The organism is Rubrobacter sp. M3-4 (assembly GCF_059772285.1).
The window spans coordinates 1-19651 of the sequence record NZ_JCBAJP010000011.1; the positions used below are offsets into that span (position 1 = coordinate 1).

23 protein-coding genes are annotated in these 19651 nt (G+C 66.8%); 20 read left to right on the forward strand and 3 right to left on the reverse strand.

Annotation, left to right across the window (positions count from 1 at the left end; translation table 11 throughout):
- Positions 1-2: 2 nt before the first annotated feature.
- Positions 3-893, reverse strand: coding sequence for a 2-hydroxy-3-oxopropionate reductase (locus AC6EKW_RS11835; protein WP_498514490.1), 891 nt, complete (start codon positions 891-893; stop codon positions 3-5).
- The gene (locus AC6EKW_RS11840) at positions 890-1300 is read right to left on the reverse strand and encodes a PaaI family thioesterase (RefSeq protein ID WP_498514491.1); all 411 of its coding nucleotides are present in this window, start codon (positions 1298-1300) and stop codon (positions 890-892) included. Before AC6EKW_RS11840 ends, AC6EKW_RS11835 begins: the two co-directional genes overlap by 4 nt.
- Positions 1301-1453: 153 nt before the next feature.
- Here AC6EKW_RS11840 and AC6EKW_RS11845 point away from each other — a divergent pair, with 153 nt between their 5' ends.
- The 20 genes from AC6EKW_RS11845 (at position 1454) to AC6EKW_RS11940 (ending at position 19375) form a co-directional block, all read left to right on the forward strand.
- Positions 1454-2887, forward strand: coding sequence for an aldehyde dehydrogenase family protein (locus tag AC6EKW_RS11845; RefSeq protein ID WP_498514492.1), 1434 nt, complete (start codon positions 1454-1456; stop codon positions 2885-2887).
- A 19-nt stretch (positions 2888-2906) separates the two neighbouring features.
- Positions 2907-4484: a benzoate-CoA ligase family protein gene (locus AC6EKW_RS11850; RefSeq protein ID WP_498514493.1), complete on the forward strand. Its 1578-nt coding sequence runs from the start codon at positions 2907-2909 to the stop codon at positions 4482-4484.
- Between the two features lie 54 nt (positions 4485-4538).
- Positions 4539-5633, forward strand: a complete 1095-nt coding sequence (locus tag AC6EKW_RS11855) for an NAD(P)-dependent alcohol dehydrogenase (RefSeq protein WP_498514494.1) — start codon at positions 4539-4541, stop codon at positions 5631-5633.
- Between the two features lie 13 nt (positions 5634-5646).
- Positions 5647-6501 (forward strand): amidohydrolase family protein, encoded by an 855-nt coding sequence (locus AC6EKW_RS11860; RefSeq protein WP_273888279.1) that lies wholly within the window; start codon positions 5647-5649, stop codon positions 6499-6501.
- A gap of 66 nt (positions 6502-6567) precedes the next feature.
- Positions 6568-7515: a Phenylacetic acid catabolic protein gene (locus tag AC6EKW_RS11865; protein ID WP_498514495.1), complete on the forward strand. Its 948-nt coding sequence runs from the start codon at positions 6568-6570 to the stop codon at positions 7513-7515.
- The gene (locus AC6EKW_RS11870) at positions 7512-7823 is read left to right on the forward strand and encodes a metal-sulfur cluster assembly factor (protein ID WP_273888281.1); all 312 of its coding nucleotides are present in this window, start codon (positions 7512-7514) and stop codon (positions 7821-7823) included. The genes AC6EKW_RS11865 and AC6EKW_RS11870 overlap by 4 nt, the downstream gene beginning before the upstream one ends.
- Entirely contained in the window at positions 7823-8014 is a 192-nt protein-coding gene (locus AC6EKW_RS11875) for a hypothetical protein (RefSeq protein ID WP_273846883.1), read from the forward strand. The genes AC6EKW_RS11870 and AC6EKW_RS11875 overlap by 1 nt, the downstream gene beginning before the upstream one ends.
- A gap of 10 nt (positions 8015-8024) precedes the next feature.
- Entirely contained in the window at positions 8025-8222 is a 198-nt protein-coding gene (locus tag AC6EKW_RS11880; RefSeq protein ID WP_273846882.1) for a hypothetical protein, read from the forward strand.
- Positions 8219-9046, forward strand: a complete 828-nt coding sequence (locus tag AC6EKW_RS11885) for a Phenylacetic acid catabolic protein (protein ID WP_273888283.1) — start codon at positions 8219-8221, stop codon at positions 9044-9046. The genes AC6EKW_RS11880 and AC6EKW_RS11885 overlap by 4 nt, the downstream gene beginning before the upstream one ends.
- Positions 8968-9165: a PaaD-like zinc ribbon domain-containing protein gene (locus AC6EKW_RS11890; protein WP_420541957.1), complete on the forward strand. Its 198-nt coding sequence runs from the start codon at positions 8968-8970 to the stop codon at positions 9163-9165. Before AC6EKW_RS11885 ends, AC6EKW_RS11890 begins: the two co-directional genes overlap by 79 nt.
- Positions 9162-9938, forward strand: coding sequence for an enoyl-CoA hydratase/isomerase family protein (locus tag AC6EKW_RS11895; protein ID WP_498514496.1), 777 nt, complete (start codon positions 9162-9164; stop codon positions 9936-9938). Before AC6EKW_RS11890 ends, AC6EKW_RS11895 begins: the two co-directional genes overlap by 4 nt.
- Before the next feature lie 6 nt (positions 9939-9944).
- On the forward strand, positions 9945-10454 hold the full coding sequence (locus AC6EKW_RS11900; RefSeq protein ID WP_273888285.1) for a gamma carbonic anhydrase family protein: 510 nt from the start codon (positions 9945-9947) through the stop codon (positions 10452-10454).
- Positions 10455-10465: 11 nt separating this feature from the next.
- Positions 10466-11908, forward strand: a complete 1443-nt coding sequence (locus tag AC6EKW_RS11905) for an aldehyde dehydrogenase family protein (RefSeq protein WP_498514497.1) — start codon at positions 10466-10468, stop codon at positions 11906-11908.
- Between the two features lie 17 nt (positions 11909-11925).
- A complete protein-coding gene (locus tag AC6EKW_RS11910) occupies positions 11926-12696 on the forward strand; it encodes an enoyl-CoA hydratase/isomerase family protein (protein ID WP_498514498.1) in 771 nt (256 codons plus the stop codon).
- A 93-nt stretch (positions 12697-12789) separates the two neighbouring features.
- On the forward strand, positions 12790-13422 hold the full coding sequence (locus AC6EKW_RS11915) for a TetR/AcrR family transcriptional regulator (RefSeq protein ID WP_273846863.1): 633 nt from the start codon (positions 12790-12792) through the stop codon (positions 13420-13422).
- A 1-nt stretch (position 13423) separates the two neighbouring features.
- Positions 13424-14422 carry an MBL fold metallo-hydrolase gene (locus tag AC6EKW_RS11920; protein WP_498514499.1) on the forward strand — a complete coding sequence of 333 codons (999 nt, stop codon included), beginning with the start codon at positions 13424-13426 and terminating at the stop codon, positions 14420-14422.
- On the forward strand, positions 14409-14813 hold the full coding sequence (locus AC6EKW_RS11925) for a PaaI family thioesterase (RefSeq protein ID WP_273888289.1): 405 nt from the start codon (positions 14409-14411) through the stop codon (positions 14811-14813). The genes AC6EKW_RS11920 and AC6EKW_RS11925 overlap by 14 nt, the downstream gene beginning before the upstream one ends.
- An 81-nt stretch (positions 14814-14894) precedes the next feature.
- Complete coding sequence (locus AC6EKW_RS11930) at positions 14895-16505, forward strand: HAL/PAL/TAL family ammonia-lyase (RefSeq protein ID WP_273888290.1); 1611 nt, start codon at positions 14895-14897, stop codon at positions 16503-16505.
- Positions 16506-16556: 51 nt separating this feature from the next.
- Positions 16557-18185, forward strand: a complete 1629-nt coding sequence (locus AC6EKW_RS11935; RefSeq protein ID WP_498514500.1) for a long-chain-fatty-acid--CoA ligase — start codon at positions 16557-16559, stop codon at positions 18183-18185.
- Positions 18182-19375 (forward strand): thiolase family protein, encoded by a 1194-nt coding sequence (locus AC6EKW_RS11940; RefSeq protein WP_498514501.1) that lies wholly within the window; start codon positions 18182-18184, stop codon positions 19373-19375. Before AC6EKW_RS11935 ends, AC6EKW_RS11940 begins: the two co-directional genes overlap by 4 nt.
- On the opposite strand, the gene AC6EKW_RS11945 is transcribed toward AC6EKW_RS11940, so the two are convergent.
- Positions 19372-19647, reverse strand: a complete 276-nt coding sequence (locus AC6EKW_RS11945; protein ID WP_273888293.1) for a hypothetical protein — start codon at positions 19645-19647, stop codon at positions 19372-19374. The two genes, AC6EKW_RS11940 and AC6EKW_RS11945, sit on opposite strands and share 4 nt — an antisense overlap.
- Between the last annotated feature and the right edge of the window lie 4 nt (positions 19648-19651).

Genomic DNA, 19651 nt, shown 5'->3' on the forward strand with positions numbered 1-19651 from the left:
CCTCACCCTCCTCTCCGGCTGATCCCGCTCATCTCCTCGACGAGCACTAGGAGCGCCGAGTGGTCGAGGTCGCCCCTGCCCTGCGCCTCGAGCGCGGCGAAGAGCTGGTCCGCGAGCGCGGCCGCCGGGAGCACGACCCCGAGCTCACGGGCGGTGTCGAGCGCTATACCGAGGTCTTTGTGATGGTAGCGGGCCTTGCCACCGGGCTCGAAGACGTGAGATAGGAACTTCTCCCTCTTGACCTCCATCACCCTGTTGCCCGCAAGACCTCCTGAGAGAACATCCAGGATCTTCTCCGCAGAGACCCCTCCCCTCTCCCCCAAAACCAGCGCCTCAGAGACCGCCTCTATGCTGAGCGCCACCACGATCTGGTTCGCAGCCTTCACGACCTGCCCGGCCCCCGAGGGACCAACATGGGTTATGGTCCTGCCCATCACCTCGAAGAGGGGCCTTGCCCGCTCGAAGTCCTCCTGTTCTCCTCCGACCATGATCGAGAGGGTCCCCTCTTTAGCCCCCACGTCTCCTCCCGAGACCGGCGCGTCGAGCGCGGAGGCTCCCTGCTCGCGCGCGACTTCGGCTATCTTTCGGGCAAGAAGGGGAGAGGAGGTGGACATGTCCACCAGCAGGGCCCCCGTGCCCCCGCCTTCGATCAGGCCGTCCTCCCCCAGAAAGACTTCCTCCACCTCGGGCGGGCCCGGGAGCATGGTGATGACGACGTCGCTGTTGTTTGCGACCTCTCTGGGGCTCTCTGCGAGCTGTGCACCGGTGTTTTTGGCGAACTCTTCGGCCTTCTTCTTGGTGCGGTTGTGGACGGTGAGGTCGTAGCCGGCCTGCACCAGGTTTTCGGCCATGGGCCACCCCATGATCCCGAGCCCTACGAAGCCGACCCTCATCTCTTATCCCCGTCGAGCGGGACGTTGTGCAGCCTGAGCTGTCCGCGGGCCACCTCCTTGCCGTCCTCCGAGCGCGTGATCACGACCTGCCAGAGCTGCTGCGTCCTGCCCTGCAGGATCGGCTCCGCCACCACCTCGACCCGCCCCTCCCGCATCGGACGTAGAAAATCCGTGGCGTTGTGCACCCCGACGGCGAACATCCCGTCCTCCTCGACCGCCGCCGAGGCCCCCACGCTCGCCGCACTCTCGACCGCCGTCGTGTACACCCCGCCGTGTACCACCCCCCACGGCGTGTGGTGCCGCTCGTCGAGCTCGATGTGACCGCGCACCCTCCTCCCGCTCACCTCATCGAGCTCCAGCCCCGCCGCCTCCAGAAACTCCGAGACCCGATACTTGTCAGCTTCCAACTTCAGAACCTCCTCGCGCTCACGTGCCACGCAAGAGGATAACCTCCCGCCCAGCTCGATTTTTGACTGATCGTTCAGTTGACAGTATTTTGACCGATTGGTTAAACTGAAAGACAGGTGACATGGATCACAGCCGCATGGAGGATTCGTCGTATGGCCGAACCTTTCGTTGGTGGGGAGTACGTCGAGGTCACGGGGATGGGGAGGATATCCGTCGTGGACCCGGCGAGTGGGGAGGAGGTGGACACGGTACCCCTCTGCGGGGACGAAGAGGTGGACCGGGCGGTGGAGAGCGCGCGGGAGGCGCTTGCCGGGTGGCAGGGTATGCCGGCCTCGCGGCGTGGTGAGATCCTGACGGAAGCGGCGCGGGCGGTGATGGAGAGGCGGGACGAACTGGCGCCGCTTCTCACCGCCGAGCAGGGCAAGCCGCTGCGGGAGGCGAGGATCGAGATCCGGCGCTTCGTGCTCACGCTCGAGCACTACGCCGGGCTCGCCAAGAACATCCGGGGCGGGTACGTGCCGGACCTGGACGAGGGGGCCTACGGCATGATCCTGCGGCGTCCGCTCGGGGTGGTCGGGGCGATCGTGCCGTGGAACTTCCCGACGACGCTCCTGGGGAACAAGCTCGGGCCGGCGCTCATAACCGGGAACGCCGTGGTCGCCAAGCCTGCGGAGACGACGCCGCTGACCACGCTCCGGATCGCCGGGATCATGCACGAGGCCGGGCTGCCGGCTGGGGTTTTCAACGTCGTCACCGGTGACGGGCCGACCACCGGGCAGGCGCTCGTGGAGCACCCGCTGGTACGCAAGGTCGCCTTCACCGGCTCGACCCCGGTCGGCAGGAAGCTCGCCGCGCTCGCGGCCGGGGAGCTGAAGCGCGCCACCCTCGAGCTCGGCGGCTCGGACCCCATGATCGTCTGCGACGACGCCGACCTCGACCGGGCGGCGAGCGCCGCGAGCGTCGGGCGTTTCTTCAACTGCGGGCAGGCTTGCCTGGCGGTGAAGCGCCTCTACGTCTTCGAGAGCGTCGCGGAAGAGCTGGTCGAGAAGCTCGTGGGGAAGGTGAAGAAGCTCAGGGTCGGTCCCGGGACCGAAGAGGGCGTGATGATAGGACCCCTCCACACCCCGCGCCAGCGCGAGCTGGTCGAGGGGCAGGTCGAGGACGCCGTCTCCTCCGGGGCGAAGGTCCTCGCCGGGGGGAAGCGCCCCGACGGCCGCGAGAAGGGCAACTTCTACGAGCCGACCCTGCTCCTGGAGCCCTCCCACGACTCCCGGGTCGCGATGGAGGAGGTCTTCGGGCCCGCGCTTCCCATCTGGAAGGTTTCGGACCTCGATGAGGCCATCGAACGGGCCAACTCCTCCGTCTACGGCCTCGGCTCCTCCATCTGGACCCGAGATCTCGACCGCGCCACCGAGGCCGCAGAGCGGATAGAGGCCGGCTACACCTGGGTCAACTCGCCCCAGATCGTCTACGACGAGCTTCCCTTCGGAGGATGGAAGCAGTCGGGTTACGGCAAGGAGCACGGTATCGAGGCGCTCGAGTACTACACCGAGACCAAGTCCGTCGTCGTCCGGCGCTCGTCCTGAGAGAGCGAGGTGGGATCGAATGATAGATATACCACGATGGTACAACGCGAGCGAGCTAATAGACCGCAACCTGGAGGCTGGTCGTAGCGGAAAGGTCGCCGTTCGTTGCGGCGGGGAAGAGGTGACCTACGGGGAGCTCGCCCGCAGGATGAACCGTTTCGGGAGTGTGCTTGGCGAGCTCGGGGTGAGGCAGGAGGACCGGGTTTTGATGGTCCTCAACGATACGCCGGCCTTCCCGGTGGTCTTCTTCGGGGCGATGCGGATGGGCGCGGTTCCGATCCCGGTGAACACCCTGCTCGGGGCGGAGGACTACCGTTTCTTCGTCGAGGACAGCCGGGCCCGCGTGGTGGTGGTGGACGAGACGCTCTACGGGAAGGTGTGGGAGGGCCTCGAAGGATACGGGGAACCGGTCGAGGTCATCGTGGCCAACGGTGATGTCGAGGGCAGAAAGACGCTCGATGAGCTGCTCGAGGGTGGTGAGGACGAGCTCTCTCCGGTGAGGACGCACAGGGACGATCCGGCGTTCTGGCTCTACAGCTCCGGTTCGACGGGCAGGCCCAAAGGGGCCGTCCACCTGCAACACGACATCCTCTACACCTGCGAGACCTACGCGAAAGAGGTGTTGAAGGTCACCGAGGAGGACGTGACCTTCTCCGCCTCCAAGCTCTTCCACGCCTACGGTCTCGGTGGCGGGCTCACGTTCGCGGTCTGGGCGGGGGCCTCCACGGTGCTCTACCCGGGCAAACCGAAGCCGGATGCCGTGCTGGAGACCATCGAACGGTTCCGGCCGACGCTCTTTTTCACCGTGCCTACGTTGTATAACGCCATGTTGAACCATCCCGGAGCGGAGCGGTACGACCTCTCCTCGATAAGGCTGTGTGCTTCCGCGGCCGAGGCTCTGCCGCCGGCGATCTGGCGCCGGTGGAAGGAGACGTTCGGCTCGGTGATACTCGATGGTATCGGTTCGACGGAGATGCTGCACATCTTCCTCTCCAACACGCCCGAGAAGCTCAAGCCGGGTTCGAGCGGGGTCCCGGTACCGGGCTACGAGGTGAAGATACTCGACGAGGAGGAGCGTCCGGTGGAGCCCGGCGGGGCCGGGTACCTTTACGTAAAGGGGGATTCGGCAGCGGCATACTACTGGCGCAACCACGAGAAGACCAAGAAGACGATGAAGGGGGAGTGGCTGTTCGCCGGGGACTGGTACCGGCAGGACGAGGACGGGTTCTTCTGGTACGAGGGGCGGGCGGACGACATGATCAAGGTAGGGGGTTTGTGGGTCTCGCCGGTCGAGATCGAGAACACCCTCGGGGAGCACCCGGCGGTGGTCGAGGCGGCGGCGGTCGGTGTGCCGGTCGGCGGTCTGATGCGGGTTAAGGCGTACGTCGTGTTGCGGGAGGGACGTGAGTCTTCGGAGGTGCTCGTCGCAGAGCTGCAGGAGTGGTGCAAGGGGCGCCTCAAGCGCTACCAGTACCCGCACATGATCGAGTTCGTCGAAGACCTGCCGAAGACGGTCACGGGGAAGATACAGCGCTTCAAGCTGCGCGAGCCCGAGCCGGAGGCCAGGCTTCCAAAGCAGGAGGACGAGCTCGTGTAGCGGGGGGCGAGGGGAGGGGTAAGATGGCGTAGAACACGGGAAAGGAGGAGGCTCATGGAGATCACCGCCGCCGTAGTCCGGGAGAAGGAGAGGCCGTTCGGGGTGGAGGAGCTCGAACTTGAGGAGCCGCGGGAGGGAGAGGTGCTGGTGCGGGTCGTCGCGGCCGGGATGTGCCACACCGACCTCATCTGCCGCGACCAGTGGTACCCGGTGCCGCTGCCCTCGGTGCTCGGCCACGAGGGGGCCGGGGTCGTCGAGAGGGTGGGGGAGGGGGTGACGAAGGTCTCTCCCGGGGACCGGGTGGTCCTCACCTACGCCTCCTGCGGGCGTTGTACGAGCTGCCAGCGGGGCAAACCCTCCTACTGCAAAAACTTCTTCGATCTCAACTTCGGCGGAGCCCGGCTCGACAAGACGAACGCCATCGGGGGCGGGGTGCACGGGCACTTCTTCGGGCAATCTTCCTTCGCGACCTACGCGCTCGCGACCGAGCGTAACGTGGTGAAGGTGGATGCGGACGTGCCGCTCGAGATACTGGGGCCGCTCGGGTGCGGGATCCAGACGGGAGCCGGCGGGGTCCTGAACTCGCTGCACCCGGAGGCCGGCTCGAGCATCGCGGTCTTCGGGACCGGGGCGGTGGGCCTGAGCGCGGTGATGGCCGCGCGGGTCGCCGGGTGCGCGACGATCGTCGGGGTGGACGTGCGCCCGGAGAGGCTCGAGCTCGCCCGGGAGCTCGGCGCGACGCACACCGTGGACGCGAACGAGGCGAACCCGGTCGAGGAGATCCGACGCATCACCGGGGGAGGCGCGGACTACGCGATCGAGACGACGGCCGTGCCGGCGGTCTTCCGCCAGGCGGTCGACGCCCTCGGGACGCTCGGGGTCTGCGGTCTCATCGGGGCGGCCCGGCTCGGGACAGAGGTGAGCCTGGACATGAACGACCTCCTGCTGCCGGGGAAGACGGTGCGGGGGATCGTCGAGGGGGACTCGGTCCCGGACGTCTTCATCCCGCGCCTGATAGAGCTCTACGCCCAGGAGCGTTTCCCGTTCGACCGCCTGATCGAATTCTACGAGCTCGACGAGATAAACCGGGCCGCCGAAGACGCCGAGGGCGGCAGCGTGATAAAGCCCGTGATCCGCATGCCGAACTAGAGAGGGGGAGGTTTTGCTCGAGGGTATCCCGCTCATAGACGCACACGTCCACGCGGCGCGTCTTCCGACGCTCAAGCTTTCCTGGAAGGAGTGGGCGCAGAAGTTTGGGAAGGACGTGCCCTTCTCCAAGATCTACGACGAGGAGGGCACTCTGATCCCGGAGCAGTTCGACGCCTACATGGCCTCCGAGGGGGTGGACCTGGCCGTGCTCTTCTGCGAGTACAGCCCGCGTTCGACCGGTATCCAGCCGGTCGAGGACCTGCTGCCGATCGTGGAGTACAACCCCTCCCGCTTCAAGATCATGGCCAACATAAACCCCCACCTCCACTACCCGCCGGTCGCAGAGGTGCGCAGGCAGCTCGACCTGGGCGCGGTCGGACTCAAGCTCCACCCGGTCCACGGCTCCTTCGCACCCAACGACCGGATGCTCTACCCGGTCTACGCCTTCTGCGAGAGCGAGGGCGTCTCGGTCGTCTTCCACTGCGGGACGAGCGTCTTCCCCGGAGCCACCAACCGCTACGCCAACCCCGAGCTCATCGAGGACGTCGCCCGCGACTTCCCCGACCTCACGATCATCCTCGCCCACGGCGGTCGCGGCTGGTGGTACGACGCCGCCGCCTTCATGACCCTCATGCGCGAGAACGTCTGGATCGAGATCTCCGGGCTGCCCCCCAGAAAACTCCCCGAATACTACAAGAACTACGATCTCGAACGCCTGGCGAAAAAAATGATCTTCGGTACCGACTGGCCCGGCGTCCCCGGCCCCAGGGCAAACGCCACCGCTCTCCTCGACCTCGGCCTCTCCAGAGAGACCATCGAACTGATCTTCCACCGGAACGCCCGCAGAGTCTATCGGCTCGACGGATAGAGAGCACTTGCGTTTGACTGTCCGGTCAGTTATATTTGGGTGGAACGGAAGAGACGAGGAGGAGAGATGCGGGCGGTAACGGAGGAAGCGCTTCTGGAGAGGATCCGGGCGGGGCGTTTGATCGAGGACCCGGAGCAGGCGACCGAGCGGTACATCGAGGGGCTCAAGCGCACCCTGATCGTCTCGGCGGATACCGAGCTCATCAGCGCGCCGGCTTACATGAACGCGGCGAAGAACTTCGCGAGCCTGCCCAGCGTGAACAACTACATCACGATCATGGGGATCGTGCAGGATGAGCTCGGGCACGCGCACATCGCATACCGGATGCTTAGGGACCTCGGGGTCGACACCGAGGAGCTCGTCTACCGCCGCGAGCCGAGACAGTTCAAGTACCCCTACGCCTTCGACGTGCCGCTCGAGAGCTTCACCGAGCTCGTCGTCGCCAACGCCTTCTACGATCGGGCAGGGTTCGTGCTCCTCTCCGACATCCACCGCAACTGCTCTTACGGCCCCTGGAAGCGGGCCCTGGTCAAGGTGGACCGCGAGGAGAACTTCCACCTGCGCCACGGCGAGAAGTGGATGCGCACCCTCTGCCGGGATCCCGAGAAGAAGGAGGAGGTCCAGCGCGCCGTCGACTGGATGTTCGTCCTCACCCTCGAGTGGTTCGGCCTGCCAGACAGCCAGAAGCGCCACAACGAGCAGATCGAATACGGTTACAAGGGTTCGACCAACGACCAGCTCCGCCAGACCTGGATGTCCTCGACCGTACCCCTCTGTGAGAGCCTGGGCATCGATGTTCCTGCACATTACGACGAAGTGCGGGAGGAGTACGTCATAGACTGCCCGTTCCCGGCGGACTTCGTCGCGGAGGAGAAGCGCTGGGACTTCGAGAAGGGTGAGATCTCCTGGGACGAGGTACTCAGGCGCTGGAAGAGACGCGGGCCGAAGAACGAGGAGTACGTGGCGCACCTGCAGCGCGGCTACAGGGAGCTCTACGGGAAGAACGGGGGATGAAGATGGCCGGTGTGGAAGAGGTGAGGGGAGCGCTCGAGGAGGTTCTGGACCCGGAGTACCCGATCAGCGTGGTCGACCTCGGGCTCATCCGGGGGATAGAGGTCGAGGGTAGGGTGGCGAAGGTGAAGCTCACCTACACCTGCATGGGGTGTCCGGCGATGGACATGATCCAGGACGACGTCAGGGAGCGACTGCTCGAGGTCGAGGGGATAGACGGGGTCGAGATCGAGGTCGTCTGGGACCTCTGGTCCCGGCGGGACATAACCGAGAAGGGGCGGAGGAAGCTCAGGGAGGTGGGGGTGGTCTGATGCGTCCGGTCGAGAACTACGAGGTGTTCACCGCGCGCCCGGGTGGTCCCTTGAGGCATAACGGCAACGTCCGGGCCGCCGAGCCCAGAGACGCCGCCGTCTACGCGCACCTGATGTACGACGAGTGGCGCTGGCGGGAGATGTTCGTCGTGCCGAGCCGGTCCCTCATACGGGTCATAAAGCCGCGGTAGGGGGTTGAGCATGGAGAGCTACATGGTCTTCGCCAGGACCGGCTACGACGAGCCGGTGGAGTACAAAGGGCGCCTGGAGGCCGCCGGGGACGAGGCGGCGAGCAAAGAGGCGGTCGAGCGTTTCGGGGAGGAGTGGCTCGAGCTCGTCCTGGTACCCGAGCGCGAGGTCTACTGGGTGCAGAGACAGGAAGAGGAGGTCGAGGTATGAGCTTCGGGCGCGAGGGTACCGACGAGGTCGCTCCCGGACGCGGCACCTTCGAGGAGTTCATCGTCGAGGACGACGAGGCGCTCGCGGCGCTCGTCAACCTGATCGCGGTCCTCGCCGACAACGAGTACTTCATGGGGCGCCGGATCTCGGAGTGGGCCGACGCCGGACCGCTGCTCGAGTCCACCGCGGCCTGCGCCGCTATAACCCAGGACAAGCTCGGGGAGTCGCGCATCCTCTACCCGCTCTTGGAGGAGCTGCCCTGGCCCAACCCGCCCGCCACCCTGCAGGACGAGGCCGACCGCGCGCGCCGCTACTCGGTGAGCTTCCTGGACGAGCCGTTCGAGAGCTGGTCCGACGTGGTCGCCGCGCTCGCGCTCATCAACCCGGCGCTCAACGTCGTGCTCGAGGCCGTCTCGAACTCGAAGTACGAGAACCTGGCCAAACGCGCCACCCGCATCCTGGACGAGGAACGCCTCACCTCCGCCTACGCGGAGAGCCTGGTGCGTCAGCTCGCCTACGAAGAGCGCGGCAGGAAGCTCCTGCAGGAGCGGGTCGAGCGGCTCCTGCCCGAGATGCTCTGCTGGTTCGGCCCCGAGGGCGAGGAAGGGCTCGAACGCCTCGAGCGTGAGGGGCTCGCGAGCATGACCAACGAGCAGATGCGCCAGCGCTACCTGGACAGGGTCGTGCCGCTGCTCGAGGAGGTTGGCATCGACGTGCCGGTGGAGCGAAACGAAAGCGAGAAGAGATGGGAATACGGAGAACTCCCGTGGAGCGAGTGGAACCAGCTTCAGCGCAGGCTCGAGAGGAAGAAGAGCGTGGTCTAGAGTGTCCCTGGTGCGGCTCGGATGACGTCGAGCGCGTCTCGGAGTACGGCCAGCACCTGATGGTCGCGCAGTACATCTGTCGCGCGTGCCACAGCCCGTTCGAGCGCATAAAGCGGTGAGCGGGCTGCGCATCGAACGCGAGGGCGGCGTCCTCCTGCTGACGCTCGACCGTCCCGGGCGGCGCAACGCGCTCGACGAGGGGATGCAGGACGCCCTGCTCGGCGCCCTCGCCGAGGCGGAGGCCGACCGCAGCGTGCGCGGGGTGGTGATAACCGGCAGCGGGGAGGCGTTCTCCGCCGGGGGCGACCTTTCGCGCTTCGAGCGGGAGTGGGACCCGGCCGGGTTTCGGGCGCACAGCCACGAGCTCACCCGCCTCGTCTCGACGATAGAGCGGATCGAGAAGCCGGTCGTAGCCGCGATAAACGGGCTCGCCACCGGGGCCGGGACCCAGCTCGCGCTCTCCTGCGACCTCAGGGTCGCCTCCGAGCGGGCGCGGTTTCTGTTCCGGGAGGGGATGATCGGCCTGATCCCCAGTCACGGCGGGTGCGTCAGGCTCGTCAAGCTCGTCGGGCTCGCCCGCGCGCGGGACATCCTGCTCGGCGGGGAGGATCTCGACGCCGAAGCGGCCTTCCGCCACGGGCTCGTCACCTGCGTCGTGCCGCCCGAGAGGCTGCTGGAGGAGGCGAGAGAACGGCTCGGGCGCATCTTCCTGCGTGCACCGCAGTCCTACGGGCTCGCCAAGCGTCTGCTGTACCTCTCGGCGAGCGTGGACATGGAGAGCGGGCTCTTCGCCGAGAGCCTCGCGCAGAGCCTCCTGGTGCAGACGGAGGATCACAGGGAAGGCGTCCGGGCGGCGCGCGAGAGGCGTGCCCCCGAGTTCGAGGGGAGGTAGGAGTACTTGGCGCATCTGCTGGCCTTCGGGGGCAGGGAACCACGGGTGGCGGAGGACGCCTTCGTGGCTCCGAACGCGACCCTCGTCGGGGACGTGGTCGTCGAGTCGGGGGCGAGCGTGTGGTTCGGCGCCGTTCTGCGGGGGGACTTCAACCGCATCGTGATCGGTGAGGGGACCAGCGTGCAGGACAACTGCGTCATCCACACCAACGAGAGCCTTCCGACGCTCGTCGGCGCGAACGTCACCGTCGGGCACCTCTCGCTGCTCGAGGGCTGTACGATAGAGGACGGGGCTCTCGTCGGGATGGGGAGCATAGTCCTCAACCGCGCCCGCGTGGGGAGGCGGGCGATGCTCGCCGCGGGCACCGTGGTGCGCGAGGGGCAGGAGATACCGCCGGGGGTGCTCGCCGCGGGCGTCCCGGCCGAGGTCAAGAAGGAGCTCGGTGGGAGCTCCTCGGAGTGGGTCGAGAGCGCGGCGCGCGAGTACCAGGCGCTGCGCCTCAGGTACATGACCTGAAGGGAGGAGAGATGGAGAAGATGCTAATAGGCGGCGAGAGGGTCGCCGCGCGCGGCGGAGAAGAGATGCCGGTCGTGAACCCGGCGACCGAGGAGGAGTTCGACTCGGTCCCAAACGGCGGGAAAGAGGACGTCGATGCCGCGGTCGAGGCCGCCTCACGGGCGTTCGATGAGTGGTCGAAGAAAGACCCGGACGAGCGGGCGGCGGTGCTCAGGGCTGGCATCGCCGCGGTCGAAGAGAACGGTCGGGAGATAGCGCAGCTGCTGGTCCGCGAGCAGGGCAAGCCCCTCTCCGAGGCGATGGGGGAGCTGCATCACCTGCTGCACGGGTTGAACTTCTACGCGGATCTGGCGAGCAAGATCCGGGGTTCCCACGCCCCGCTGCCGTCGAACCTGGGCAGGAGCTACGGGATGGTAATAAAGCGCCCGGTCGGCGTGTGCGGCGCGATAGTCCCCTTCAACTTCCCGCTCACCCTGATGGGGACCAAGGTCGGACCGGCGCTCGCGGCGGGGAACACCGTCGTCGTGAAGCCCTCCGAGAGCACCCCGCTCGCCACGCTCAGGGTCGCGCAGCTCCTGCAGGACGCGGGGCTCCCCGCCGGGGCGATAAACGTCGTGACCGGCGGGGCCTCACCCGGTGAGGCGCTCGCCGCGCATCCCCGGGTGAGGCGACTGGCGTTCACCGGGAGCACGAAGACGGGCAGCAGGATCATGCAGATCGCGGGTCCCGCCTTCAAGCGGGTCACCTGCGAACTCGGCGGGTCCGACCCGACGATAGTCTGCCCCGATGCCGACGTGGAGGCGGCGGTTAAGGGTGTCGTCATCGGTCGCTACTTCAACGCCGGGCAGCAGTGCCTTGCCACCAAACGGGTCTACGTCTTCGACGAGGTCTACGACGAGTTCATGCAGAGCCTGATCAAACGCGTCTCACGCTACGAGCTCGGGGACGGGATGGAGAAGGCCGAGCGGCCGAAGGTCAGGATGGGGCCGATGAACGCCGCCCGCTACCGCGACGCGATAGCCGACCAGCTCCAGCGGGCCGTCGACGGCGGCGCGAGGGTCGTCCACGAGGGCGAGGGCAGGGACGGCAAAGGCTACTTCTTCGCCCCGGTCGTCGTCGAGGGGGGCCCGCACGAGGGCCCGCTGGTGCGCGAGGAGGTCTTCGGTCCGGTCCTCCCGGTCTGGAGGGTGCACGACATGGACGAGGCGATAAGGCTCGCCAACGACACCCCCTACGGGCTCGGTTCTTCGATCTGGACGTACGATGCCCGCCTCATCAACCGGGCCGCGGAGGAGATAGAGGCCGGGATGACGTGGGTCAACCAGATCCACTACGGTTACGACGAACTGCCCTTCGGCGGCTGGAAGAACTCCGGCATAGGGCACGAGCACGGCCTGGAGGCTATGGATTACTACCTGGAGACCAAGTCGGTCGTAATCGGCGGGCTCGACTAGGAGGGGAGGAGAAAGAGATGGCGGTGAGCTACACCAGAGAGGGCAATATCGGGTACATCACGCTCGACAACCCTCCGGCGAACAGCTACGAGTACACCTTCATGGAGGAGCTCGGGCGGGCGATACAGTCCTCCGCCAACGACGAGGATGCCCGGGTGGTCATCCTGCGCAGCGCGAGCGAGAGGTTCTTCTCCGCCGGGGCGGACATCAAGGCGTTCAACGAGAACTCCGCCAGGGACAACATGCGCATGATCGAGCTTGCGCACGAGAACCTGGCCTACATCGCGGAGATTCCCAAGGTCTTCATCGCCCAGGTCAACGCGACCGCCCTGGGGGGCGGACTGGAGATGGCGCTCGCCTGCGATCTGCGCTTCGGGGCCGAGGGGGACTACCCGGTCGGCCTGCCGGAGGCGACGCTCGGGCTTTTGCCCGGAAACGGCGGCACCCAGCGGCTGCCCCGGCTCATCGGGGCGAGCCGGGCGCTGGAGCTGATGGTCACCGGGCGCAGGATCTCCCCGCGGGAGGCGTACGAGATCGGCATCTTCAACCACCTCTTCCCGGCCGAAAAGCTCGCCGGGAAGACCCGCGAGTACGCCGAGACGCTCGCCGCCGGTGCCACCCGGGCGATAGGCGCCATCAAGCTCGCCGTGCACCGGGGTATGGACCGCCCGCTCCAGCAGGGGCTCGAGATAGAACGCGAGCTCGTCGAGCCCCTCTTCGAGGGTGAGGAGGCCAGGGAGGGGATCTCGGCGTTCATGCAGAAGCGCAAGCCGCAGTTTAGTAGGTAAGCTGCTACCATTAGATACACTCATGTAGAATAAAGCAATGGTTCTCGGGGCCTCGGCAGGTCCCGGCTGGTCCATGGCTAGAGTGGAGGGAGCGTGGCACGGTCTGACACCCTTATAGACGCCTCCGGCGACGAGGCTCTTGCCCCCAAGCAGGCTCACCTGATAAGGAGCGCTTACAAGGTGATGGGCGAGAAGGGGCTGACGCGTCTCTCGCTACAGGACGTCGCCGACGAGGCGGGGGTGAGCAAAGCCATCCTCCCCTACTACTTCGACTCCAAGGAGAACCTGACGCTGCTGACGATGCGCTGGGTCCTCGCGCGGGTGGCCCGGCGCATCCACGAGGCGATAGACGAGGTCGAGGACGCCGAGGAGAAGGTCTCGGCGATGGTCGACGCGATCTTCGTCGGGCCCGAATCGAACCGCAACTTCTACCTGACCTTCTTCGACTTCCTCGGCTACGCGGCGCGCAACGACCGCTTCGCCGACGTGGGGACGACCTTTCATGAGATCTGCAACGGCCTCTACGCCGAGGTGGTGAAAAGCGGGCAGGAGCAGGGCATCTTCGCGCCGCGCGACCCCCGCGAGGCGGCGACCGTGGTGCGGGCGCTGGTGGACGGGCTCTTCACCCAGTGGGTGCAGGAGAGGGACTGGGAGAAGACGCACGCCGCCTACCGCGACCTGTGCAAGCGTTCGATCCTCACCTACCTGAAGAGCGCCGACGATTAGCGTGAGCGTTCCTCCCTCCACCCTGGGTACCCAGCCGATAGGGGCGGCCTCGCGCGTCGCCGGGGGTGTCTTCCAGCTCAAGCTGCCGGTGCCCTTCCCGCTGCGCTTCATCTCTTCCTACCTGATCCGGGAGGAGGACGGCTGGACGGTCATAGACCCCGGTTTCGATTACCCACCGGCGCGTAGGGTGTGGGAGGAGGCGGCGGGGGATCTCGGGATCGACCTCGACCGTGACCTCTCCCGCATCATCGTCACCCACCTCCACCCGGACCACCTCGGGCTCGCCGGCTGGCTCGAGGCGCTCTCCGGAGCACCGGTCTGGATGCTCGAAGGTGAGATCGAGAACGCCCGCCGGGTCTGGACCTCGGGGGATGCGGCTGGCCTGGAGGGTTTTCTGCGACGCAACGGTATGAACCACGATACCGCCCGGGACGTCGCCTCGTTGACCGGAAGCGAGGTGAGGATGCCGCAGGAGATCTTCGCCCTCCGTCCCGGGGACGAGGTGTCCCTGGGAGAGGGATCTGCCCGCGTGATCCACACGCCGGGACACTCCGACTACCACTTCATGCTCTTCGACGAGGGAAGTGGGCTTCTTCTCGCCGGGGATCATCTCCTGCTCAGGATAACGCCGAACATCGGGCTCTGGCCCTACACGGCCGCGAAGCCGCTCGGGCGCTACCTCGCCTCCCTGCGCTCGTTGCGCGGGCTCGGGGCGAAGACCGTCCTGCCGGGACACGGCCCGCTCTTCCACGACCTCGACGGCAGGATAGACGAGCTGCTCGCCCACCACGCCGAACGGCTGGACGTGATGCACGCGGTCTTCGAAGGCCGGCCGGCGACCCCGTTCGAGATCTCACGCCGCGTCTTCCGTAAGGACCTCACCGCCCACGAGATGCGCTTCGCGCTCGCCGAGACCCTCGCCCACCTGGAGTACCTGGAGGACGAGGGGCGGGCCGTGCGCCTGGCGGAGGGCGATGTTGTGAGGTATGCCCCCCTCTGATCTCCCGGACCCCGGCGGCGCCGCCCGCGCGCTCGGCATAGAGCTGCAGGAGGCCTCGCGGGAGCGGGCCACAGCCTCGATGAGCGTCGGGGAGCGTCACCTCGGACCCGACGGCGTACTCGACTGGGGTGCCCTGGTCTCGCTCTCCTGGGCCGCCGCCCGCGCCGGTGCCTGCTTCAACCGCTCCCCGAGCCGCGCCACCCGTCCATCCGGACTCGACGCCCGCCACCCCCGTCCGGCCCGCGCCGGGCAGACCCTCACCGCCACCGCCACCCCGCTCTACGTCGGGCTCGACCGCCAGCTCTGGGAGGTCGAGGTGAGAGACGAGGGAGGCTCCCTGGTCTGCGCCTGCCGCTGCGACTTCGGCCCCGATCCCGGGCTGACGCGTTAGAATGTAATCGTTGACCTTCCGGTCAGACAGGAATGCTGACCGGGACGCCTGTGGGGAAACGTTTGGGGAAGGGGTGATCCCATGAGAGACGTCGTGCATGGCAGCGGTCTCAGGCTGGAGCTGGACGGCCGTTCGCTCACGATAGACGATGTGGTGGCCTTCGCCCGCCGCGAGGGTGAGGCGGTATGCACCCTATCCGACGATGCGTGGGAGAGGGTAGAGGCTTCGTGTGCGCTGAAGCGGGAGTTGATCGGGCGCGAAGTACCCATCTACGGCGTGACGACCGGCTTCGGAGACAGCGCGCACCGGCAGATCTCGCCGCAGAAAGCCGCCCGGTTGCAGCAGAACATGCTCCGGTTCCTCGGCTGCGGGACGGGGCCAATCGCGCCCCCCGAGGTGACGCGGGCGATGATGCTCCTCCGGGCCAACTGTCTGGCGCGGGGCAACTCCGGGGTCAGGCCGGAGGTCGTCGAGCGGCTGCTCCTCTACCTCAACGAAGACATCCTGCCGCTCGTGCCCGAGAGGGGTTCCTGCGGGGCGAGTGGGGATCTCATCCCGCTCTCCTACCTCGGGGCCGCGCTCGTCGGGGAGGAAGACGTCCTCTACGAGGGAGAGGTCAGGCCCTCGCGCGAGGTGCTCGCGGATCTCGGCCTCGAGCCGCTCGAGCTCGAGGCCAAGGAGGGGCTCGCGCTCACCAACGGAACCTCCTTCATAACCGCCATCGCGGCGCTCGCCGTCCGGGACGCCGAGGAGCTCGCCCTCGTCTCCGACCTGTGCACCGCGATGGCCTCCGAGGCCTTGCTCGGCAACAGGGGACACTTCAACGCCTTCATCCACGAGAACAAGCCTCACCCCGGGCAGAAGGAGAGCGCCCACATCATAAGCTCCCTGCTCGCCGACTCCCACCTCGCGCTCGACTCCGAGGAGATCTTCGCCACGGACGGGCTCGGGGGAAGGGAGTTCCTCGAGCTCGAGCGCCAGGTGCAGGACCGCTACTCGATCCGCTGCGCACCCTACGTCTCGGGCGCGCTGCGCGACACCCTCGATTGGGTCAGGCGCTGGGTCGAGATCGAGATGAACTCCTCGGACGACAACCCACTCTTCGATGCCGAAGGTGGCCGGGTGCAGAGCGGCGGCAACTTCTACGCCGGGCACATGGCTCAGGCGATGGACTCGCTCAAGGTCGCCCTCGCCAACCTCTGCGACCTGATGGACCGCCAGCTCGAACTGCTCGTCGACGAGAAGTTCAACGCGGGCCTCACCCCCAACCTCATCCCTTACTTCGACGAGGACAGCCCCGAGGCCGGACTCCACCACGGCTTCAAGGGCATGCAGCTGTGCTCCTCGGCCATGACCGCCGAGGCGATGAAGCTCTCCGCCCCCGCCAGCGTCCACTCCCGATCCACCGAGTGCCACAACCAGGACAAGGTGAGCATGGGCGCGATCGCCGCCCGCGACGCCCGCTCCATCGTGGAGTTGACGCAGAACATTGCGGCGATACACCTGATCGCCGCCTGCCAGGCCCTCGAGCTGCGCGGGGAGGAGAAGGCGAGCCCGAAGACCCGCCGCGCGCTCGAACTGGTGCGCTCGCGGGTGCCTTTCCTGGAGGCCGATCGCAGGATGGACGAAGACATAGAGGAGGCCGCAGAGATCATCCGCTCCGGCGCGCTCTCGGAGGTGGTCTCCGGGTAAGGCGCGGGGTTCGGGGGGTGCTTAGAATGGGGAGAGGGAAAGGAGGAAGCCATGCTGCAACGGGAGAGACCCTGGCTATCCGTCTACGGGGGTAAGCTCTCGGGGGAGCCCCTGCAAGGTTCGCTCGTCGGATTCCTCGAGGAGGCCGCCCGGAAATACCCGCAGCACGTCGCGTTCACCGGCGGAGGGCGCAGGGTGAGCTACTCCGAGTTCCTGGAGATGAGCCGTGCCCTCTCGCGGGCGCTGTGTGATCTCGGGGTGAAGAAGGGCGACCGGGTGGGTCTGATGCTCCCCAACTGCCCCGAGTACGCGATCGGGTTCTTCGGGTTGCTCGGGGCCGGGGCGGTCGCCACGCAGCTCAACCCGCTCTACGTCGGGCGCGAGCTCAAGCACATCCTCGGCGATTCCGGCACGGAGACGGCGATCGTACACCCGTCGGTGTACCGGAGGATCAAAGAGGTCCAGCCCAGGACCCCGCTGCGGCGGGTGATATGCTCCGACGAGCCCGAGGGTGGGCTCGAAGAGGGAGACCTCCTGCTGGAGGACGTGCTCTCCTCGGCCTCGGGAGCGCCGCCAGAGGTGTGGATAGACCCCGGGGAGGATCTCGCCTCGCTGCAGTACACCAGCGGCACGACGGGCGTCTCCAAGGGCGCGATGCTCACCCACGCCAACCTGCTCGGCGGGATCAAGCAGACGATGGACCTCCTGATCGAAGACCCCGGCGCATTCCCGGAGAACGGCAAGGTCGTCGCCGTGGCGCCCTTCTTCCACATCTTCGGGATGACGATGGTCCTGCTGTTCGGGATCAGGATGGGCTGGAACCTCCTCACCGTCGAGCGCTTCAAACCGGACGTGGTGATGGAGATGATCCGGGACGAGAAACCCGTCATGGTCCCCGGGGTGGCGACGGTCTTCATCGCGCTGCACAACTACCCCGGGATGGAGCACTACGGCCTCGATGAAGTCCTCCTCTACACCTCCGGCGGCGCCAGCGTCCCGACCGAGCTGCTCCGTTCCTTCGAGAGGAGAACGGGGCGTCCGATCTGGGAGGGCTACGGCCTCTCCGAGGGCGCTCCCGCCACCTTCAACACCTATCTGCGCGGTCCCGTCCCGGGGAGCATCGGCGTACCCATCCCCGGCACCGACGCCAGGATCGTGGACGTGGAAAGCGGGGAGAGGGAGCTTCCCCCGGGAGAGCCCGGAGAGCTGCTCATAAAAGGCCCCCAGGTCATGAAGGGATACTGGAAGATGCCCGGGGAGACCCGAAAGGTCCTCTCAGAAGACGGCTGGCTGCACACCGGGGACATCGTGCGCATGGACGAGGACGGCTACCTCTACGTGGTGGACCGCAAGAAGGAGCTGATAAACGCCTCGGGCTACAAGGTATACCCGAGGGAGGTCGAAGAGGTGCTCTACGAGCACCCCGACGTGGTCGAGGCCGTCGTGATAGGCGTCCCCGACCCCTACAGGGGGGAGACGGTCAAAGCCTTCGTGGTCAGGAAGGAGGGGAGCACCCTTACGGAGGAAGCTTTGATCTCGCACAGCAGAAAGAGGCTTGCAGCGTACAAGGTCCCAAAGGTGGTGGAGTTTCGGGAGGAGCTGCCGAAGAGCGCGGTGGGCAAGCTCCTGAAGAGGGTTCTCGTGGAAGAGGAGCGCCGGAAGGCGGAGGGTAGAGGGTGAGGTTCGAGAAGGCGTTCATCCCGGCGGGTTTCTGCTGGTCTTCCCCCTTCACCCGCTGGCAGGGACCGCTCGCCGAGGTGAACAGTTTGGATCTCGCCGTTCGGGTCACGGAGAAGGCGCTCGAGCAGAGAGACCTCGCGCCGCAGGAGGTCGGCTCCATCGTTTTGGGCTGGACCATCCCCCAGAAGGAGATCTTCTACGGCGCGCCCACGCTCGCCGCCCGCATCGGAGCACCGGGTGTGACGGGCCCGATGATCTCGCAGGCCTGCGCGACCTCGGTCGCCTGCATCCATGCCGCCGCGTCCGACCTCGAAGCGGGGGTGGAGGATCTCACGCTCGTCGTCACGACCGATCGCACCTCCAACGGCCCGACCCTCTTCTACCCCCGACCCTCCGCCCCCGGCGGCTCCCCCGAGGTGGAGAACTGGGTGCTCGACTCCTTCGCCAGAGACCCCTGGGGCGGGGCGGCGATGTACCAGACGGCCGAGAACGTCGCCAGGGAGAAGGGTATCTCGCGCGAGGAGCTCGACGAGATAGCCGCCCTGCGTTACGAGCAGTACCGGCGCGCGCTCGAGGACGACCGCGCGTTCCAGCGGCGCTACATGGTGCCGGTCGCCGTCCCCGAAAAGCGCGGTGAGCCCACCCTCGTGGAAGAAGACTTCGGCGTCCATCCGACCACGCGGGAGGGGCTGGCCAGACTCAAGCCCGTGGCCGAAGGCGGCGTCGTCACCTACGGCACCCAGACCCACCCCGCCGACGGGGCGGCCGGGGCCGTACTGACGACGGAGCGGAGGGCGCGAGAGCTGGGAAGAGGAGAAGGGCTCATAAGGCTCCTCTCCACCGGCTTCTGTCGGGTGGAGAAGGCGAGGATGCCCAAGGCCCCGGTTCCGGCGGCGAGAGCGGCGCTGAAAGATGCCGGGATCTCCCTCGCAGGAGTGGACGTGATAAAGACCCACAACCCCTTCGCGGTCAACGACGCGTACTTCGCCAGAGAGATGGGGGTCGGGGTGGAGGAGATGAACAACTTCGGCTCCAGCCTCGTCTACGGGCATCCGCAGGGACCGACGGGGATGCGGCTCGTGGCCGAGATGATCGAAGAGCTCAGGATGAGGGGAGGAGGCGTGGGACTGTTCACGGGGTGTGCCGCCGGGGACACGGGGGCGGCGGTGGTCCTGCGGGTCGAGGATTAGCTCCCTTCGGAGAGCCTCTCCTTGACCCTCTCCTCCCTGTCCTTCAGGTACAGGAAGACGTCCTGGGCGAAGCGGATCGCGTGCTCCTCGTTCAGGTTGACCCGGCGGTTCACCAGGACCGACTCCAGGTACTTCACCGCCTGGTCGGCCATCCCGACCATCAGCTCCGCCTGGTGCAACGTCTCCCGTCGCTCCTCTGGCGAGAGCTCCCCGGCCCTTTGCGCCTTCTCCTCGTGTTCTTCCAGGTAGCGGATGAAGTCCCGTATTCCCAAAACG

Bases quoted from the DNA above. Each gene is read 5' to 3' on its own strand.
- AC6EKW_RS11935 (WP_498514500.1), top strand. From the start codon at position 16,557: ATGCTGCAACGGGAGAGACCCTGGCTATCCGTCTACGGGGGTAAGCTC.
- AC6EKW_RS11890 (WP_420541957.1), top strand. From the start codon at position 8,968: ATGGGAATACGGAGAACTCCCGTGGAGCGAGTGGAACCAGCTTCAGCG.
- AC6EKW_RS11835 (WP_498514490.1), bottom strand. From the start codon at position 893: ATGAGGGTCGGCTTCGTAGGGCTCGGGATCATGGGGTGGCCCATGGCC.
- AC6EKW_RS11885 (WP_273888283.1), top strand. From the start codon at position 8,219: ATGAGCTTCGGGCGCGAGGGTACCGACGAGGTCGCTCCCGGACGCGGC.
- AC6EKW_RS11930 (WP_273888290.1), top strand. From the start codon at position 14,895: ATGAGAGACGTCGTGCATGGCAGCGGTCTCAGGCTGGAGCTGGACGGC.
- AC6EKW_RS11910 (WP_498514498.1), top strand. From the start codon at position 11,926: ATGGCGGTGAGCTACACCAGAGAGGGCAATATCGGGTACATCACGCTC.
- AC6EKW_RS11880 (WP_273846882.1), top strand. From the start codon at position 8,025: ATGGAGAGCTACATGGTCTTCGCCAGGACCGGCTACGACGAGCCGGTG.
- AC6EKW_RS11845 (WP_498514492.1), top strand. From the start codon at position 1,454: ATGGCCGAACCTTTCGTTGGTGGGGAGTACGTCGAGGTCACGGGGATG.
- AC6EKW_RS11850 (WP_498514493.1), top strand. From the start codon at position 2,907: ATGATAGATATACCACGATGGTACAACGCGAGCGAGCTAATAGACCGC.
- AC6EKW_RS11875 (WP_273846883.1), top strand. From the start codon at position 7,823: ATGCGTCCGGTCGAGAACTACGAGGTGTTCACCGCGCGCCCGGGTGGT.
- AC6EKW_RS11865 (WP_498514495.1), top strand. From the start codon at position 6,568: ATGCGGGCGGTAACGGAGGAAGCGCTTCTGGAGAGGATCCGGGCGGGG.
- AC6EKW_RS11905 (WP_498514497.1), top strand. From the start codon at position 10,466: ATGGAGAAGATGCTAATAGGCGGCGAGAGGGTCGCCGCGCGCGGCGGA.
- AC6EKW_RS11870 (WP_273888281.1), top strand. From the start codon at position 7,512: ATGAAGATGGCCGGTGTGGAAGAGGTGAGGGGAGCGCTCGAGGAGGTT.
- AC6EKW_RS11855 (WP_498514494.1), top strand. From the start codon at position 4,539: ATGGAGATCACCGCCGCCGTAGTCCGGGAGAAGGAGAGGCCGTTCGGG.
- AC6EKW_RS11925 (WP_273888289.1), top strand. From the start codon at position 14,409: ATGCCCCCCTCTGATCTCCCGGACCCCGGCGGCGCCGCCCGCGCGCTC.